At 55.5% G+C, this 17,401-nt stretch carries 18 protein-coding genes and 2 tRNA genes; 9 read left to right on the forward strand and 11 right to left on the reverse strand.

From position 1 onward, the window contains the following. Positions 1-133 precede the first annotated feature (133 nt). Positions 134-769 carry a nucleotidyltransferase family protein gene (locus B2590_RS01730; RefSeq protein ID WP_349677099.1) on the reverse strand — a complete coding sequence of 212 codons (636 nt, stop codon included), beginning with the start codon at positions 767-769 and terminating at the stop codon, positions 134-136. A gap of 74 nt (positions 770-843) precedes the next feature. Here B2590_RS01730 and B2590_RS01735 point away from each other — a divergent pair, with 74 nt between their 5' ends. Beyond that, entirely contained in the window at positions 844-1,695 is an 852-nt protein-coding gene (locus B2590_RS01735; RefSeq protein WP_085680068.1) for a 6-pyruvoyl trahydropterin synthase family protein, read from the forward strand. A gap of 81 nt (positions 1,696-1,776) precedes the next feature. Here the strand turns inward: B2590_RS01735 and B2590_RS01740 are convergent. From B2590_RS01740 to gltX, 3 genes are all read right to left on the reverse strand, one after another. Continuing rightward, positions 1,777-1,852: transfer RNA gene (locus tag B2590_RS01740), tRNA-Glu, on the reverse strand. A gap of 7 nt (positions 1,853-1,859) precedes the next feature. Further along, positions 1,860-1,935, reverse strand: a tRNA-Ala gene (locus B2590_RS01745). Positions 1,936-2,047: 112 nt separating this feature from the next. Next, positions 2,048-3,532 (reverse strand): glutamate--tRNA ligase, encoded by a 1,485-nt coding sequence (gene gltX, locus B2590_RS01750; RefSeq protein WP_269400139.1) that lies wholly within the window; start codon positions 3,530-3,532, stop codon positions 2,048-2,050. Positions 3,533-3,694: 162 nt separating this feature from the next. Between gltX and B2590_RS01755 the strand changes: the two genes are divergently transcribed. Next, a complete protein-coding gene (locus B2590_RS01755; RefSeq protein ID WP_269400138.1) occupies positions 3,695-4,672 on the forward strand; it encodes a zinc ABC transporter substrate-binding protein in 978 nt (325 codons plus the stop codon). Here the strand turns inward: B2590_RS01755 and B2590_RS01760 are convergent. The 3 genes from B2590_RS01760 to B2590_RS01770 all read right to left on the reverse strand — a co-directional run bounded on the left by B2590_RS01760 (position 4,652) and on the right by B2590_RS01770 (position 7,240). Beyond that, positions 4,652-5,566, reverse strand: coding sequence for an AEC family transporter (locus B2590_RS01760; RefSeq protein WP_036204984.1), 915 nt, complete (start codon positions 5,564-5,566; stop codon positions 4,652-4,654). The genes B2590_RS01755 and B2590_RS01760 overlap by 21 nt on opposite strands. 82 nt (positions 5,567-5,648) lie before the next feature. Continuing rightward, a complete protein-coding gene (locus B2590_RS01765) occupies positions 5,649-6,419 on the reverse strand; it encodes an SDR family oxidoreductase (RefSeq protein ID WP_126812219.1) in 771 nt (256 codons plus the stop codon). 41 nt (positions 6,420-6,460) lie between these two features. Continuing rightward, positions 6,461-7,240, reverse strand: coding sequence for a CLCA_X family protein (locus B2590_RS01770; protein ID WP_041333739.1), 780 nt, complete (start codon positions 7,238-7,240; stop codon positions 6,461-6,463). A 542-nt stretch (positions 7,241-7,782) separates the two neighbouring features. On the opposite strand from B2590_RS01770, the gene B2590_RS01775 reads away from it, so the two are divergent. From B2590_RS01775 to B2590_RS01805, 7 genes are all read left to right on the forward strand, one after another. Further along, a complete protein-coding gene (locus B2590_RS01775) occupies positions 7,783-8,163 on the forward strand; it encodes a helix-turn-helix domain-containing protein (protein WP_269400137.1) in 381 nt (126 codons plus the stop codon). A gap of 17 nt (positions 8,164-8,180) precedes the next feature. Then, a complete protein-coding gene (locus B2590_RS01780; protein WP_269400136.1) occupies positions 8,181-8,552 on the forward strand; it encodes a hypothetical protein in 372 nt (123 codons plus the stop codon). A gap of 280 nt (positions 8,553-8,832) precedes the next feature. Then, positions 8,833-9,831, forward strand: a complete 999-nt coding sequence (gene dusA / locus B2590_RS01785; protein ID WP_269400135.1) for a tRNA dihydrouridine(20/20a) synthase DusA — start codon at positions 8,833-8,835, stop codon at positions 9,829-9,831. 120 nt (positions 9,832-9,951) lie between these two features. Beyond that, a complete protein-coding gene (tal, locus tag B2590_RS01790; protein ID WP_286809919.1) occupies positions 9,952-10,917 on the forward strand; it encodes a transaldolase in 966 nt (321 codons plus the stop codon). A gap of 34 nt (positions 10,918-10,951) precedes the next feature. Continuing rightward, a complete protein-coding gene (locus B2590_RS01795; RefSeq protein WP_041333737.1) occupies positions 10,952-11,398 on the forward strand; it encodes a TerB family tellurite resistance protein in 447 nt (148 codons plus the stop codon). A gap of 16 nt (positions 11,399-11,414) precedes the next feature. Next, entirely contained in the window at positions 11,415-12,542 is a 1,128-nt protein-coding gene (locus B2590_RS01800) for a 3-deoxy-7-phosphoheptulonate synthase (RefSeq protein ID WP_007153903.1), read from the forward strand. Next, a complete protein-coding gene (locus tag B2590_RS01805; RefSeq protein ID WP_075194764.1) occupies positions 12,539-13,339 on the forward strand; it encodes a glycerophosphodiester phosphodiesterase in 801 nt (266 codons plus the stop codon). Before B2590_RS01800 ends, B2590_RS01805 begins: the two co-directional genes overlap by 4 nt. Here B2590_RS01805 and sthA read toward each other — a convergent pair. The 4 genes from sthA to nqrF all read right to left on the reverse strand — a co-directional run bounded on the left by sthA (position 13,336) and on the right by nqrF (position 17,397). Beyond that, a complete protein-coding gene (sthA, locus tag B2590_RS01810) occupies positions 13,336-14,727 on the reverse strand; it encodes a Si-specific NAD(P)(+) transhydrogenase (protein WP_036204970.1) in 1,392 nt (463 codons plus the stop codon). The genes B2590_RS01805 and sthA overlap by 4 nt on opposite strands. Before the next feature lie 123 nt (positions 14,728-14,850). Next, a complete protein-coding gene (gene nqrM, locus B2590_RS01815) occupies positions 14,851-15,099 on the reverse strand; it encodes a (Na+)-NQR maturation NqrM (protein WP_036204968.1) in 249 nt (82 codons plus the stop codon). Between the two features lie 12 nt (positions 15,100-15,111). Next, entirely contained in the window at positions 15,112-16,161 is a 1,050-nt protein-coding gene (locus tag B2590_RS01820; protein WP_036204966.1) for an FAD:protein FMN transferase, read from the reverse strand. A 9-nt stretch (positions 16,162-16,170) separates the two neighbouring features. Beyond that, positions 16,171-17,397 carry an NADH:ubiquinone reductase (Na(+)-transporting) subunit F gene (gene nqrF / locus B2590_RS01825; RefSeq protein ID WP_036204964.1) on the reverse strand — a complete coding sequence of 409 codons (1,227 nt, stop codon included), beginning with the start codon at positions 17,395-17,397 and terminating at the stop codon, positions 16,171-16,173. Between the last annotated feature and the right edge of the window lie 4 nt (positions 17,398-17,401).

Raw genomic sequence — 17,401 nt, forward strand, 5'->3', positions numbered from 1 at the left:
CTCGCGCCAAAATCACAATTCATCGGAGTTTCATAGAGTAAGGGGTGTTTTCGATTTCTATCCGAGCGCTATATGCATAAAAACCTGACACCGTTGGGCCGCCCAGAGACAGATCCTCTGCACCTGCAATGCCTTAATCGTAGCGGATTCGCTTCCAATCCTCTGGCGTATCCACATCGGATTCAACACCCTTGATGGCAAGTGTCCTGGCCTGATGACGAGTCAGTATACGAGCCGCACCGCGATCACCCTCCAGCATCATTATCTCTTTCCATAGGCGCCTGGGTATGTAGGCGGGAGCGCCGGGATTACCGTAGATATCTGCCGCAAACGGCTCACTCACCTCTTGCCTCGCACAAAATGCCAGAGAGCGAAGATCAGACTCCGAAACTAACGGTTGATCAAGAAGAGTGACAAATACGCCCTTGGCTCGTGGGCCTATAGTCTGGAGCCCGGATTTCAATGAAGCAGCCATCCCAAATACCCAATCAGGCGTGTAACACCAGGCAGAGGGCTGATTACGACATCGATACCGTACCAAGGGGTATCCAGAACCAGAGACAACCGTAACGTTCGCTCCCAATTGCTTGGCCTGGGACACAGCGTGATCCATTAACGTGCCATCATTGAATTTAAGTAGCGCCTTCGGCCTTCCCATACGCCTGGAGGCTCCTGCCGCCAGGAGTAGAACAGGAAAAGCGTGGTAATCGGAACCGGCAATAGTGTGCATTTGTACTTGGGTCTCCTCGCTACCCCTGACGCAAGTCATACAAGGCTGCTAGCGTTGGCGGATTTTTGCTAGAATCTGCGCATCAATCAACCTTTTCTTGCCAGGCCCCTCCGATGAATCACCTTTTCGTAGACAATCTAACGGTTATCGACTTCGCCTACCTGGATGCTTCCAGAGGGCTCGTCGGTGAAAGCTGGATTGTGGATGTGGTGCTCGGTGGCGAACTGGATGACCAAGGCATGGTGTTTGATTTCAGCAACGTCAAACGCACCATCAAACGGGTCATCGACGAGCGCGTGGACCACCGGCTGGTGATCCCAAGAGCCTATAAGGGGCTTGAGTGGAATGAGGATGAGCCAGACAGCTTCACCTGGCATCTGACCGACGGCACCCGGATTCTTCATCGGTCCCCGGACCAAGCGGTGGTGTGGCTGTCGTCTGACCGTGTAGTGCCATCTGCCGTTGCCCGGCTGTTGGAGCAGGAGTTACGGGCAGTCTTGCCGGCAAACGTGACGGATGTGGATATTGAGTTACGTGAAGATGTGATTGAAGGGGCCTACTACCACTATGTTCACGGCCTGAAGAAACACATGGGTAATTGCCAGCGAATCGCCCATGGGCATCGCTCGCCTATTCGGATCGACCGCAATGAGCACAGAGACCGGGATCTTGAGAACCAATGGGCCAAGCGGTGGCAGGATATCTATGTGGGCTCCGAGGAGGACGTAACCCAACGCTGGGTGGCCGAGGATGGCACAGCGTACGTCACCTTTGAATACGAGGCGAATCAGGGGGAATTTGCGCTGACATTGCCGGAGAGCCGGGTTTATATGCTGGATTCGGACACCACAGTGGAGCTTATTGCGGCGCACATTGCCGGACAGTTGAAATCCGAGTTTCCGGAGGACGCCATTCGTGTCAAGGCCTATGAAGGCGTCGGCAAAGGGGCTATAGCGTCCCGCTGACATTTCCTTCAGACACAAAAAAACCGCCCGAAGGCGGTTTTTTTGATGGCTTACCGGCGGACTAAACCGGTTGAGCCGTATTGGCGTCCCCTAGGGGGTTCGAACCCCTGTTGCCGCCGTGAAAGGGCGGAGTCCTAGGCCACTAGACGAAGGGGACTAGAAATTGGTGGAGCCAAGCGGGATCGAACCGCTGACCTCAACACTGCCAGTGTTGCGCTCTCCCAGCTGAGCTATGGCCCCTCAACGGCTGCGTATATTAAGGATCGACCCTTGGGGCGTCAACCTTTTTTCCAACGTTTTTTCAGTTTCGTGAACATCCCTGTTCTGGTCGCTTACTAATTCAACAGATTGGTTATTCCGTCAGCAATGCCGCGTATTCTTTTTCCACCCGCTTGGTTTCCTTCTTGGAGAATCCACCCATTACCTCAAGAGCATGGCGCAGGCGAGACCGGGTCATGTCCGGACCAAGGATAGCCATGGAGTCCATAACGGACCAGGAGTTAGGGGTACCGGCGACAGCGACGAAGATGGCGAACATGAAATCACCCATCTTCAGCTCCATGGCTTTGGCCAGAGCTTTAACGTCGGCAAAGATATTCTCTTTGCTCCAATGGCGCTGGGCTTCAAGCTTCCACAGGGTAAACTGGAGCACCCGCTTGACCTGGCTTTCATCCAGCTTGTTGTGACCGAAGTCTTCCGGCTTGAGGTTGAGCATGCCGGAGAACATGAACGAGGCCATCGGCGATACATCACTGAATACTTCCGCCCGGCCCTTGATGTGAGGCACCAGATCCCGCAGCGCCTGCTCGTTGAACCACCAGTGGCGCATGCGCTCGACGAACTGGTCGTCGCTGAGTTCGTCACGGATCCACTGACCGTTGAGCCAGCGCAGCTTTTCCACGTCGAAAACCGGGCCGCCCAGGGAAACCCGCTGGATGTCGAAGTTTTCGATCATTTCATCCAGGGTGAATTTCTCGCGCTCATCCGGCATGGACCAGCCCATACGGCCCAGGTAGTTGGTAACCGCTTCCGGCAGGAATCCCATGCGCTCGTAGAAGTTGATGCTGGTGGGGTTCTTGCGCTTGGACAGCTTGCTCTTATCCGGATTGCGCAGTAGCGGCAGGTGGCACAGTACCGGCATGTCCCAGCCAAAGTATTCGTACAGCAATTTGTGCTTGGGCGCAGAGTTGATCCACTCTTCTCCACGCAACACGTGGGTGATTTCCATCAGGTGATCGTCAACCACATTGGCCAGGTGGTAGGTGGGCATGCCGTCGGATTTCAGCAGGATCTGACTATCTACCTGGGACCAGTCGATTTCGATGGTCCCGCGTAGCATATCGTCGATTTCACAAACGCCGTCTTCCGGTACTTTCATCCGGATAACATAGGGGTCACCAGCATCCAGGCGACGCTTGACCTCTTCCTCAGTCAGCTCCAGATTGCCCTTGATACCTGGATTCAGGCCCTGAGCCTTACGCTCTTCGCGAATGGCATCCAGCTCTTCAGGTGTGCGGAAGCAATAAAACGCATGCCCCTGGGTGACAAGGTCCAACGCGTATTGACGATACGAATCCTTCCGCTCTGATTGCCTGTAGGGACCATGGGGGCCACCTACGTCAGGGCCTTCGTCCCACTCCAGCCCAAGCCAGCGCAAGGCTTTCAGGATGTCCTGTTCAGACTCCTGCGTACTGCGAACCTGATCCGTGTCTTCAATCCGCAGGATGAACTGGCCACCGTGCTGACGGGCGAAGCACAGGTTAAACAACGCCACGAAGGCGGTGCCAACGTGGGGATCACCGGTGGGAGACGGTGCGATTCGGGTACGTACGGTCATGAAAACATCCTGATGGTGTCAGCCTGAAAAAGGCTATGCATTAAAAGCCACGCATTATACCGGCCACAGCCGGATTTCGCATGGTCAGGCGATTGCCCTCTTCATTCGCCGCTCGTATTGTTATATTATAACGTACCATTAATTTTCCAGAGTCTCAGTCACATGACCACTAGCCGCTTTACAGGCCTCATCGCATTGGGTGCCGCCACACTCCTGGCATCCACTAGCACCCTGGCAAGCACCCAGGTTGTCACCTCCCTCAAGCCCATCGAACTGCTGGTGAAAGCCATAGCCGCTGACGATGTGGAAATCACCACACTGGTTCAGCCTGGCGCCAGCCCGCACAACTACTCAATGAAACCCTCACAACGCAGGGCACTGGAAGCTGCTGACGCCATTTTCTGGGTGGGCCCTGAGATGGAAACCTTCCTGACACGGCTGCTCGGCGGAAGCGAGTTCCGGGATCGCACCTATTCACTCATGCACGGCGAAAACGTGCCGGAAGTGCAGTCAGACAACAATCACGGTGACCATGACGAACATGAACATCACAACCACCATGACGACCATGAAGAATCAGGCGGTCATGACGACCATCACCACGACAACGGCTCCGGAGAGGATCCGCACATTTGGCTGGATCCGGCCCTGGCGGTTGAGATGGCGCGGGATATTCACCGGGTACTCGCAACCCTGAAAAGTGCAGACACCCACGTGCTTGACGCCAATCTGGCGCGTTTCGAGCGGGCTATGGCCGAGACCGAGACAGCGATCAATCAACGCCTGGATCCTGCTCGCGACATTGATCTCTTCACATACCACGACGCATTCACCCGCTTCGTGGGACACTACAACATGAACCTGGAAGGCATTCTGACGCTGAACCCGGAACTGTCTCCAGGTGCCGGCCACATCGCAGAAGTCCAGGAAAAACTGCGCAACGCCAATCAACCCTGCCTGCTGACTGAGCCTCAGTTCAACCGTCAATGGTGGCGCTCAATCACCGAAGGTCTGGACATAACATTCAGTACCTGGGACCCGCTCGCCACCGATATTGAAACCGATCAAGACGGCTACATTACTTTTCAACAGAGCCTTGCAGACGCTGTGCTCAAGTGCTTACCAGAGGATGCCAAGTAGAAGGGGAATAGTCACCATGGCCAGCAAGGTCTGGCCACTGATGATGCCCGCCATCAAGGGCGCGTCACCACCAAGCTGGCGCGCCAGGATGTATGAAGAAGTGGCTGTTGGCAGCGCTGCCAGCAGTATGGCCACCTGAACCATCATCCCTTCCAGGCCCAGCAGCAGTGCCAACCCTGCCGTAAGCAGCGGGAAACCTACCAGCTTTGCCATCGAGGACACCAGGAATGGCATGGAGGCGCCGCGTAGCGCCTTTAGCTGCAGGCCAGCACCCACCGTCATCAAACCCAGCGGCAACGCAAGGTCACTTAATGGCTCGAGAATACCTGCCACCAGTGGATGGAAGCCAATCTGAAAATAGCTCCAGAACATCCCAACCACCGAACCAATGATCAGAGGGTTGGAGACGACAGCCTTGAATACGGGCTTCAGCTTCACCGCACCCTGCCCCGCCACCACGGAGAACATCAGGATGCAAAGCAGGTTCAGCAACGGTACTTTCACTGCCACGGCAATGGCAATCAGCGACAGGCCGTCATCCCCAAGCAACATACCGGCTGTTGCCAGGGCCACGTAGGAATTGAAACGGATACCGCCCTGAAATACCGAGGAAAATACCGGCCCCGGCCAACGCCAGAGCCATTGTAGCGCAATGAGCAACAGGGTCATTGCGGCCAGCATGGCAACGATCAAAATGAGGATATCGCCGTAGGCTGACGCTGGCACCTGAGCCTGGCCCAACTTGAAGATCAACATCGCCGGGAAAAGGACGTAGTAGGTGAAGCGCTCCGCCTGGGGCCAAAAGTCGCCCCCTGGAAAATGCCAGCGCCGGAACAGATAACCCAACAGGATCAACACAAACACCGGCAAAAGCGCCTGAATCATGACCGGCATTACACAGTTCTCCCGAATACCTCATGGACGAGGTCTGAAAGAGTATCAAAGATAGCCGTCTGTCACCCTGCCCGGATGGCAACTACTGACGCCAGAGTTTTCTTAACACACGCCGGGTCAGGGACGTGGGCGCGGATTTGGCGATGGGCCACAATGCCCGGAACTGCATGGAAACTGGTCGGTGCAGACGTGGCTGCTCGACCTGAGCCCACACCTGTGCTGCAACGACGTCCGGAGTCAGGTTAACACCCAGGCGCTCAAATAAACGGGATCCCTGCTCGTTCTGCTGCACCATGCCGGTATTCACGAACGGAGGCATCAGATCACACACGCGGATATCGTGTGGCTCCCATTCAATATCCAGAGCCTCGGTCATCGCACGTACGGCGTGCTTGCTGGCGGAGTAAGACGCGAAGTCCGGAATCCCATAGGCGGCAGATGCCGAGCTCATGTTCACCACCTGGGCACCCGGCGTTGCCTTCAGATACGGGAAGGCGCCGTGCAGAACCGTCATCAGCCCAATCACATTGACCTCTACCACGGCCCGATGCGCGGCCAAATTGATCTTCTCGAACGGGCCGACTTTCAGAATGCCGGCATTATTGTGAAGCAACCTCAACCGGCCACCCGTACGACTGGCAAAGTCTGCCAGGCCCTGCCTGACCGATGTCTCGTCCACCACGTCCATAATGTGGGTACTGCACCGCTCATCCCCAAGTTCACTCTCAAGCGATGCCAGGGCCGCCTCATCCCGGTCAGCAGCACCGACAAACCATCCCTTGGAGGCGAAAAGACGGGCGGTCTCCCGGCCAATACCGGCGGCAGCGCCAGTGATAAAAATGCAGTTGTTCATGAGGCAACCCTGTCTTTGTTATCGATCGAATGTGGATGATCTCAGGAAGTTGACGACAAAGATTGGCCAACAGGGCCATCTTCAGCATGCTCACGATAAAGTGCTCCACCCAGTGCCATAAAGTAGCCTTCAAACGCGTCGTTGATTCGCTGGCGCTGCTTTCCTTCCGGATAAAGACCTGCCCTGGCCTCGTCAGAGTAGACGGTCCCCCTGACCAGAAAATTGCTCTGCGGCTGACTGTCTTCAACAAACGCTTCAAATGCCCGGGCACAGAGTTCTTCAGGCCTCGCGTAATAAAGCACCTTCATCTGCGTATCCGCCCGCTTCGAACACTGAAACAACGAACTGGGGCTGGTGCCATCCTCATTCAGCAAGATGGCCTGAAAACAGGCGCCCAATCGTTTGTTGAGAGGATGCTCCTTCTGGTCAGCGCTATCCAGCCAACCACTGGACGCGAATCCGCCACTCCCCAGGCGGCGGAACGCCTTATGCCCCATGTAATGATCGAAAGCGTGAAACCATTCGTGGGCCAGGCTTCCTGCCCCCGCATTCTTCGCAAGCGCCAATTGTCGGGTTGCAGGGATGTAGTGCGCGGCAACGCCCGGCCGGCCGCCGATCCCGTACTGCAACCCCAGTGATCCACGCAACGAGATCAGATGTTCCGGGCCCTGGAGGATACTCATAAGATCGCACAAAGCCTCATAGAACCTGCCTGCCGCCCGGTCCCGTTCAGGCGGTGTAACCCAACGACCCACTTCAATGCTCCGGAATTCGAACCGGCGCCTAACGTCAACAAAAGATACCGGGCCTTGTCCAGTCATGACGGATCCACCTGCCTGGTTGAAATTTTGAAAGGCCGAATCGAGCATGCCTTCGACCAATACTGATTATTTATACAGTATTTTGTCGCGCATTGATCGCCACGTCAACGACTCGTGAATCCAGTCGCGACATCCGTGTTTACACTACCTTTCGCACACCCCCTCACGCCAAAAGGTGCGTTTTCCTGATAAACTGTGCCCCCTCGAATCACTTGTGAACGGTATAACTGAGCAGTCAATGAACATGAACGCGCCCCAGGAAACTCCCACTCTGAAGCCCTCCCGCCGCTTCTGCGTGGCCCCGATGATGGATGGCAACTAATCGCATTTTATTCTTTAATTATCAATATTTTACGAAACAAATAGGGGTTGTGGTACACCTTTGGTACACTCTAACGTTGTAGTTTTGTGTAGGCTAGAAGAGTTAGTGTCGGTATGAACACCATATCCACCGGTACCCATTAGTACCGGCAACTACAAAATCGATCATTTCAACTCCATCTCAGATGTCTACTTTCCCATTGCCTCAAGGAAAGAGTCTTATGCCCTCGAAATCTCCTCAAAAACGCCTATTTATAGAACGCCTCAACCAAGCATGTAACACGGCTGGCATAAAACCTCTTCACAGTGGCAGGCAAGTTAGCCTTGCCGATCAGATGGGAGTAAGCCAGGAATCTGTTAGAAAATGGCTGTCAGGTGAAAGTTATCCCTCTATTGAAAGGTTGGCTGAACTGTCATCAGTTCTGGGCACTTCAATAGCATTTTTGCTTGGAGAGGAGTCATTGGATCAATTCAAAGCGAATATAGATCGGCTAGCGTCAAAGGCGTTCGATGTCTTAGTGGAATCCTTCCCTGAAAAAGATCACGACGAGCTTTTAAAAGTCTCCAGTAGACTTGCTCTACAAATGCGAAAGCCAAGCTAAACCTTAAAGGCATTGCAATGTCCGAAGATATTGAGTTCCTCAATAAGGAGCTTTCCAGACTTAGAGTTGAGCAGGCAATTGAGAGTGATCCTCTCAAGAGACTGGAATTTGAGAAACTCATCAGAAGATTAAGGCAGCTAATTGCAGCAGCGGAAGTGAATAAAGAAGGAGACAACCACGCCATCCAAAAATCACACACTCATGACGGCCCAATTTTGTCAACGAGGGGAGAAGAAGAGTGTCCTCCTGAAGCTGCCCAGCCCGCAACAAACGGACAATTCGAGCAAAAAAGCATATCACTGTTCAAAATTGCAGAAGGCGTAATCGCTGGTGTGTTGGTCGTAATTGTTATTTGGGCCATCGCTCACTATTTAGGAGTAGAGCTGTAAGCCTTTTAACGCGTCATCTCGGAATTTTCTTGACCACCACAGAAGCACTGCCGGAGTAGTTTCATGAGGACTGATCAAATCACAGATCGCTTAGGGCTGACTAAAAGACTGCTCTCACCCGATTGATGAAATAGAATCCGTTAATTGAGCAAAAAATCAACAAAACATAACTGCACCAATGGTACGATTTTGGTACAGTTTGGCCTTATAATTAAACTTATTATTTAAAAATCAATAACTTGGGCACCAATTGAACAGCAACCACAGAGAAGGTAAGTAATTGTTTTACAAGGAAAAAAAGTTCTGCGTCGCACCAATGATGGACTGGACCACCAGCCATTATCGCTATCTGGCGCGCCAACTCAGCCGGCACACCCTGCTCTACACCGAAATGGTCACGACCGGCGCACTGATCCACGGTGATACCGCTCGATTTCTGCGGCACGACCCGACGGAATACCCGCTGGCGCTGCAACTGGGTGGCAGCAATCCGCAGGAACTGGCCCATTGCGCCAAACTGGCTGAACAGTACGGGTTTGATGAAGTAAACCTGAACGTGGGCTGCCCCAGCGACCGGGTACAGAACAACATGATCGGTGCCTGCCTGATGGCACACCCCGATAAAGTGGCTGAGGGCGTGCAGGCAATGATCGCCGCCACCAGCCTGCCGGTAACCGTCAAACACCGTATCGGGATTGATGGCCGTGAATCCTGGGATGACCTTTGTGAGTTTATCGAGAAGGTATCCCAGGCCGGTTGTCGTACCTTTATCGTGCATGCCCGGATTGCCGTTCTCGAAGGTCTAAGCCCAAAAGAGAACCGGGACATACCCCCGCTGAAATACGACTGGGTCTATCGCCTTAAAGCCCGCTACCCGCATCTTGAGATCATCATTAACGGTGGTATCAAGACCTTTGCCGAATGCCGGGAGCACCTCGAACATACCGACGGCGTCATGCTGGGGCGCGAGGCCTACCATAACCCCTGGCTGCTGGCTGGCGTGGATACCGAGTTTTTCGGGCAGCCCATGCCGATTTCTTCACGGCACGAAGCATTACGAGCTGTATTACCATTCATTCAGAGTGAACTGGACCGTGGCGTTTACCTCAGTCACATCTCTCGTCACCTGATGGGCCTGTTCCACGGGCAGCCCGGGGGTCGCCAGTTCCGGCGCTACATCAGTGAGAACGCCCACAAGCCCGGGTCCGGCATTGAAGTCATCGAACGGGCCATGGCGAAAGTTCCCGAGCCTGCCGAGGCCACGGTAGTGCCAGCCTGAGCACCTTGTTACCTTAATACTGCCTTGTTCCTGTCAGAGCGGCCCGTTATTGTAGGAGTATGACCCAAAGCGCCCGCCAAACGGGCGATCAATAACAAATCGATCAGGATGACAGGACGAATGACCAGCAAGCTCGAACAACTGAAAGCCATGACCACGGTGGTTGCAGACACCGGGGACCTGGAGGCCATTGCCCAGTGGAAGCCGGAAGACGCCACCACCAATCCGTCGCTTCTTCTCAAGGCCGCGGCATCCGAGGCCTACCGCCCGATGCTGGACGAAGCCGTGGCAGCCGCTCGCAAACACGGCGGTTCCGATGCGGAGCAGCTGACCTACGCGACTGACATGCTGGCCGTACTCGCAGGCAAGCAGATTCTCGGGCGCATACCTGGCGTGGTTTCAACCGAAGTGGATGCCCGGTTGTCCTTCGATACCGATGCCACCCTCACCCGCGCACGTCGCCTGGTCGAGCTGTATGACCACCTCGGCATGGATACCAGCCGGGTGCTGATCAAGATTGCGTCCACCTGGGAAGGCATTCGCGCCGCTGAACAGCTGGAGAAAGAGGGTATACACTGCAACCTCACCCTGCTGTTCTCTTATATCCAGGCCGCTGCCTGCGCCAATGCCGGCGCCTTCCTGATCTCGCCGTTCGTGGGCCGTATCCTGGACTGGCATCTGGCTGCCACGGGGCGTGATGCCTTCCCGGCGGCAGAAGACCCCGGGGTCCAGTCGGTAACCCGCATCTACAACTACTACAAGGCCAATGGCTACAAGACGGTGGTGATGGGGGCCAGTTTCCGCAACACCGGCGAAATCGAAATGCTGGCTGGTTGTGACCGCCTGACCATCAGTCCGGCCCTGCTTCAGGAGCTGGAGAACGACTCCGGCGCGCTGACACGCCAGTTGTCCGCAGAGGGCGCAAAGAGCTCAGACAGGCCAGGCAACATTGATGAGCGCCTGTTCCGCTGGGAGTCCAATGAAGATGCCATGGCCACGGAAAAACTGGCCGATGGCATACGTCGTTTTACCAATGACCAGATAGAGCTTGAAAACCGCGTCCGCCGGCTGTCCCAGGCCGCCTGACGCCAGCCACCACCGGGAGGAGATTCCTGACACCATGATTGAGCGCCTGAAAAGCCTGTTTGGCTCGCCCGAAGATGAACCGACACAACCTGACAGCCACCAGCTTGCGGTGGCCGCCACGGCGCTGATGGTGCAGCTGTCCAGGGTCGACAACGATCAGGATGACGAAGAACTGAAGACGATTGTCAACTTTGCGGTTGAAGCGCACCAGGTCACCCGTGACGAAGCCGAAGAGATCCTTCAGGATGCGCTCAACCAGGCAGACGACGCCACTTCCCTTTATGAGTTTACCGGCCTTATCAACGAGCAGTTGAGTCAGGAAGAAAAACAGGCACTTCTTGAAAGCATCTGGCGGGTTGCATTTGCTGACGGCCGAATTGACAAGTACGAGGAACACCTTATTCGCCGCATGTCGGATCTGCTGCATCTTAACCACAGGGAGTTCATGCAGGCCCGCCATCGTGCTGAAGGCGCTGACTGAACCTCAAGGAGCAAGTATGTTAGCCATTCTCCACCCGGATACCGCGCTGGACAGTGAAGCCTATCGCCAAACCATGCATTTTCTGGAGAACCTGCCAGGGGTATCGGTCAGGGTGCATGAAGTCCAGGGTGCCAAGCAGCGCCTGACAGAGGTGTACCTGTTGGGCGACACCAAATCCCTGGACAAGGACGAGATCGAGGCCCTGCCTGCCGTGGAGCGCGCGATACGCATCTCCGACGACTACCGGATTCTGGGGCGGCACAAGGACGACAAGCGCCAGAGTGGCTTTACCTATAACGGCGTGACCTTCGACCAGTCCAACCTGAACATTTTCGCCGGCCTGTGCGCCGTCGACGTGCCTGAGCACGTGGAGCAGATGATGCAGGCCCTTGAGGACAATGGCCAGGTTTGCACCCGCATGGGCGCCTACAAGCCCCGGACCAACCCGTATTCCTTTCAGGGCCACGGCAAGGGTTGCCTGCCCTGGGTGTTTGAGAAAGCCGGCAAACATGGCATCAAGGTGATTGCCATGGAGATCACCCACGAGAGCCACATTGAAGAGATCGACCATTGCCTTGAGCAACTGGGGCGCCCTACCGGTGTCATGCTGCAGGTAGGCACGCGCAACACGCAAAACTTTGAGTTGCTCAAAGCCATTGGCCGCCAGAGCACTTACCCGGTGTTGCTTAAACGCGGCTTCGGCATCACCCTGAATGAATCTCTGAACGCGGCCGAATACCTGGCCAGCGAAGGCAACGCCAATGTGATTTTCTGCCTGCGTGGTATGAAGACCGAGGCTGGGCAACCCCACCGCAACATGGTGGACTTCGCCCATGTCCCGGCGGTAAAGCGCCTTACCCGCATGCCGGTATGCGTTGACCCATCCCACTCAGTCGGCAGCCGCGAACGCGCACCCGACGGCGTCCTGGATGTCATGCACGCAACCGCACAGGGCGTGATAGCGGGCGCCAACATGGTACTGGTGGACTTCCACCCGAAGCCGGAGAAAGCCTTGGTGGATGGCCCTCAGGCCCTGCTGATGCGGGAATTACCGGCGTATCTGGAAGACATTCAGCTGTGCCACGACACCTGGAAGCAACGCCAGCAAATCTATAACCGTCTGAAGGAATCTTCTCCAGAATGATCGTGTATGGACACAGGGGCGCTAAGGGGGAAGCCCCCGAAAATACCCTGGCCGGTTTTACCCACGCCTACCGCCACGGGGTTCGGCACTTTGAGCTTGACCTGGTTCTATCAAAAGATGGTATGCCAATGGTCATTCACGACCTGACCGTTGATCGCACAACCGGACAGGAAGGCAACGTTGCCAACTACACGGCATCCGAACTGGCAGACATGGACGCCCGGCGCAACACCACAGCCTGGCCGCGGAAAGCAGGCATTCCCACTCTGGAGGCGTTGCTCAACGAATTCCCGGATTTCGAGCACCTGCAACTGGAGGTAAAGAAAGACAACCGTCACCGACTGAATATTCTGTGCAATCGCCTGACAGAAATCATTCAACGTCGCGATCTTTACAAGCGGGTGGTCATTACCTCCTCCGACAGCTGGTTCCTGCAGGAAGCCCGCCGCCGGGACCGCAAGGTGCGGATCGGACTCGTAACGGACCGGAAGTTTCCGAGACCGGTCAATACCGCAGCCCGTTTGCACTGCGATTTTCTCTGTATCGGCTGGCGTATCTGCACCAGTGCCATCGTTGACGATGCCCACAGGCGCGGCATGCACGTATCCACCTGGACGGTAAACCGCATCCACGACATGGTTCAACTTGAAGCCAAGGGCGTCGATAGCATCATCACCGACTATCCGACAAGCACGCGGATGTTCTTCGACAACCGCGCGAAAGCAGCTCTCCACCTTCCAACGCCCCAGGAGAGCGCGGAAAGCACGGACAGCACTCGGCCCGCAATCAGCAGCTAGAAAATCCGATTGAGACCGTTGAGCGCCGCTACCCGATAAGCCTCAGCCATGGTCGGGTAGTTAAAGGTCGTATTGATGAAATAGTTCAGGGAGTTGGCCTCGCCTTCCTGATTCATGATGGCCTGGCCGATGTGAACGATTTCTGCGGCCTGGTCGCCAAAACAGTGAATCCCCAGCAGTTGACGGGATTCGCGGTGAAACAGGATCTTGAGCATGCCCACCGGGTCCCCGGTGATCTGGGCCCGCGCCAGGTCCTTGAAGAACGCCTGCCCCACTTCGTAGGGAACCTTGGCTTCGGTTAGTTCCCGCTCGGTTTTACCCACCGAGCTGATCTCCGGCAGGGTATAGATACCCGTCGGCACATCCGATACCAGCCGGAAATAGTCGTCCTTCACGATGTCGGAGGATGCAGAGCGCCCCTGATCGTAGGCGGCGCTGGCGAGGCTTGGCCAGCCAATCACATCACCGGCCGCGTAGACATTCTCCACTTCAGTCCGATAATGGTCGTCAACCGCCAACTGTCCACGGCCGTTGGGCGTCAGACCGATGTTGTCCAGGCCCAGCTTTTCGGTGTTGCCGCTACGGCCATTGCACCAGAGAAACGCATCCGCACGGATTTTCTTGCCGGACTTCAGCGACAGCACGACCCCGTGATCATCACCATCGACCGATTCATACTCCTCGTTGTGTCGAACCAGCACACCGTTATTGCGCAGGTGATAACTCAGAGCATCCGAAATCTCATCGTCCAGGAACGTGAGCAGGCGGCTTCCCGGGTTGATCAGGTCCACCTTCACACCCAGGCCGGCGAAAATCGAGGCGTATTCCGAACCAATGACGCCCGCTCCATAAATAATCAGCGTGCGGGGCGTGTGGGACAGATTCAGAATGGTATCTGAGTTGTAGATGCGATGGTGACGGAAGTCTACATCCGGCGGAAGGTACGGACGAGAGCCCGTTGCAATAATCGCCTGCTTGAAATGCAGGACTTCATGGGATTTATTACCCCGTATCTCGAGCCGGTTGCTATCGATAAAACTGGCACGGCCGTTAATCAGATCCACGCGGTTCCGTGCATAGAACTGGGTTCTCAACTTGACCTGCTTGCCGATCACCTTCTGTGCATTCTGCAAAACACGGGGAAAAGAAAACCAGCGTGGCTCGCCGATATCACGGAACATCTGGTTGGTATTAAAGGTGATGATCTGCTTGACCGAGTGACGCAACGCTTTGGAAGGAATAGTGCCCCAGTGGGTGCAGTTGCCGCCAACCGTGGGTTTATCTTCGATGATTGCGACACGCTTGCCGTGTTTCGTCGCATTCATCGCTGCACCTTCTCCCGAAGGGCCTGCGCCGATAACGACGACGTCGTAATGATGTTCTGCCATTCTGCAGTGACTCCTTATCTACGTCGTGAGGGAGCCTCTGAAAAGACCCTGCAGGCACGCACTGGCAGGGCGCAGGCGCTTTTCAGAAGCTCCCGGAATTTTTATAGGTTGGTGGACGCCGGATCAGCGGTCGTCTGAGCGGGAGGCGTCATACGTCAGTGCCTCCGCGGACTTGCCGTCGTTGGCAAGACGTTCGTTTTCTTCTTCACACTTCTGGGTGTTGCCGCCACAGATATCACAGGACTTGCTGATACCCATGGCACCAATGCCACCGCAAGTGCCACTGATCGGCTTGCGGCCGAAAATTACCCCGACGGACATCGCTGCAACCAGCAGCACGACAATCATCAGGACCAGCAGAAAAGTACCCATAAGGTCTCTCCGTCAATGTGTCAGGAACGAGGAAAACGCAGGCGTGTAATCCGTTTCAAACCCGTTGTCACCCCGCACAATAAAATACGCAGCTATGTTCTCACGCGTGGCAAGCGCCTTTGCCCGATCATGCCCCATCACATTAAAGGCCGTGGCGAGGGCATCTGCCGTCATGCAGTCATCCGAAATGACCGTTACCGATGCCAATGTATGGCTAATCGGTCGACCGTCTTTCGGGTCTATTGTATGCGAAAACCGGCGGCCATCCGATTCGTAGTAGTTACGATAGTCACCCGAGGTTGCCATTGCATGTCGGTCAAGGGCAACCACACGGTTGATTTCACGCATTTCCGACACCGGCTGCTCAATGGCCAGGCGCCATGCTTCACCATCCGGCTTATGCCCATGAGCCTGAACTTCGCCACCTATTTCGACAAGATACGCGGCGATACCTTCATCTTTCAGGTAACGGGCCACCGCGTCCACGCCGTAGCCCTTGGCAATGGCTGACAGATCGATGTATTGATTGGGACTCGCTCTCAGTGCCGGAGGATCCGCCTGAAGGTCCAGTTTACCGTAACCGGTGGCTGCCATCCTGGCCGCGAGCTCATCGTCGCTGGGGATCGTCTCCGGACGGGCATCCGGCCCAAAACCCCACAGATTGACCACCGGGCCAATGGTGACATCGAAAGCGCCACCGGTCAGTTCGGAAACCTGATCAGCTGTTGCAAGCACTTCGTAGAGCGGCGTTGAGATCTCCACCCACTCAGACTGATCGTCCAGACGGTTAAAGCGCGAAAGCTCGGAATCTTCACGCCATGTGGACATCGACGCGTCCACGCCTTCCAGAACCTTTTCAATGCCTTGCGCCAGATTCTCCAGCCGCTCCGGATTGTCCGTCAATACGACGTTGATATGATAACGCGTACCAAACACCGGCCCGGCGATTTCCCAGACTTTTTCCTCTTCCTCAAACGAACAACCCGCCAGCGCGGCCAGGGCCAGCACCAGTAAGGCGCCGGCCGCAACCACCCTGACGGGTCGGAACATGCTGAATGTCATGTGAGCTAATTAACCCCCGAAGTCATCCAGCATGATGTTTTCGTCCTCAACACCCAGATCCTTGAGCATCTTGATGCACGAGGCGTTCATGATTGGGGGCCCACACATATAGTACTCGCAGTCCTCCGGAGCCGGGTGCTCCTTCAGGTATTTTTCATAGAGCACGTTATGGATGAAGCCGGTCTCGCCTTCCCAGTTATCGGTTGGCTGCGGGTCTGATAGAGCCACATGCCACTCGAAGTTGTCGTTTTCTTCCGACAGCTGGTCGAAATCCTCGACGTAGAACATCTCCCGGACGCTTCGTGCGCCGTACCAGAAACTGATCTTACGCTTGGACTCCAGGCGCTTGAGCTGATCAAAGATATGGGACCGCATGGGCGCCATACCGGCACCGCCGCCGATGAACACCATTTCAGCTTCGGTCTTCTTGGCGAAGAACTCACCGAATGGCCCCATAACCGTCACCTTGTCACCGGCCTTCAGGTTGAAGACGTAGGATGACATGATGCCCGGCGGATGATCCGTGCCCGGAGGCGGCGTGGCAATACGGATGTTGAACTTGAGAACACCCTTCTCTTCCGGGTAGTTGGCCATGGAGTAGGCGCGAATGGTCTCCTCCTTGTTGATGGCCTTGTAACGCCAGATATCGTGCTTGTCCCAATCTTCATGGAACTCCTCCTCAATCTTGAAATCCTTGAACGGGATTTCGTAGGGGGGGCACTCAAGCTGCACGTAACCACCGGCACGGAAGTCGACTTCTTCACCTTCGGGAAGCTTCAGTACCAGTTCCTTGATGAACGTGGCCACGTTATGGTTGGAGATAACCTCACATTCCCACTTCTTGACGCCAAAGAACTCCTCTGGCACTTCCACTTTCATGTCCTGCTTCACCGGAACCTGACAGGACAGGCGCCAGCCTTCCTTTTCCTCGCGATTGGTGAAGTGGGTCTTTTCGGTGGGCAACATGGCACCGCCACCCTCCAGGACCTTGCACTTACACTGGGCGCAAGTACCGCCGCCGCCACAGGCGGAGGACAGGAAGATGCCACTTCCGGCCAGGGTTCCGAGCAACTTGCCGCCGGCTTCCGTTGTCAGCGTATGCTCTGGGTCGTCGTTGACTTCAATGGTCACATCACCGGTGCTTACGAGTCTGGACCGTGCCGCGAGAATGACCGCGACAAGGGCCAGCACGATAACGGTGAACATGACCACGCCGAGAATAATTTCTGTATTCATGGTC

The organism is Marinobacter sp. UBA3604 (assembly GCF_002375325.1).
GTDB classification, from domain to species: Bacteria; Pseudomonadota; Gammaproteobacteria; order Pseudomonadales; family Oleiphilaceae; genus Marinobacter; species Marinobacter salarius.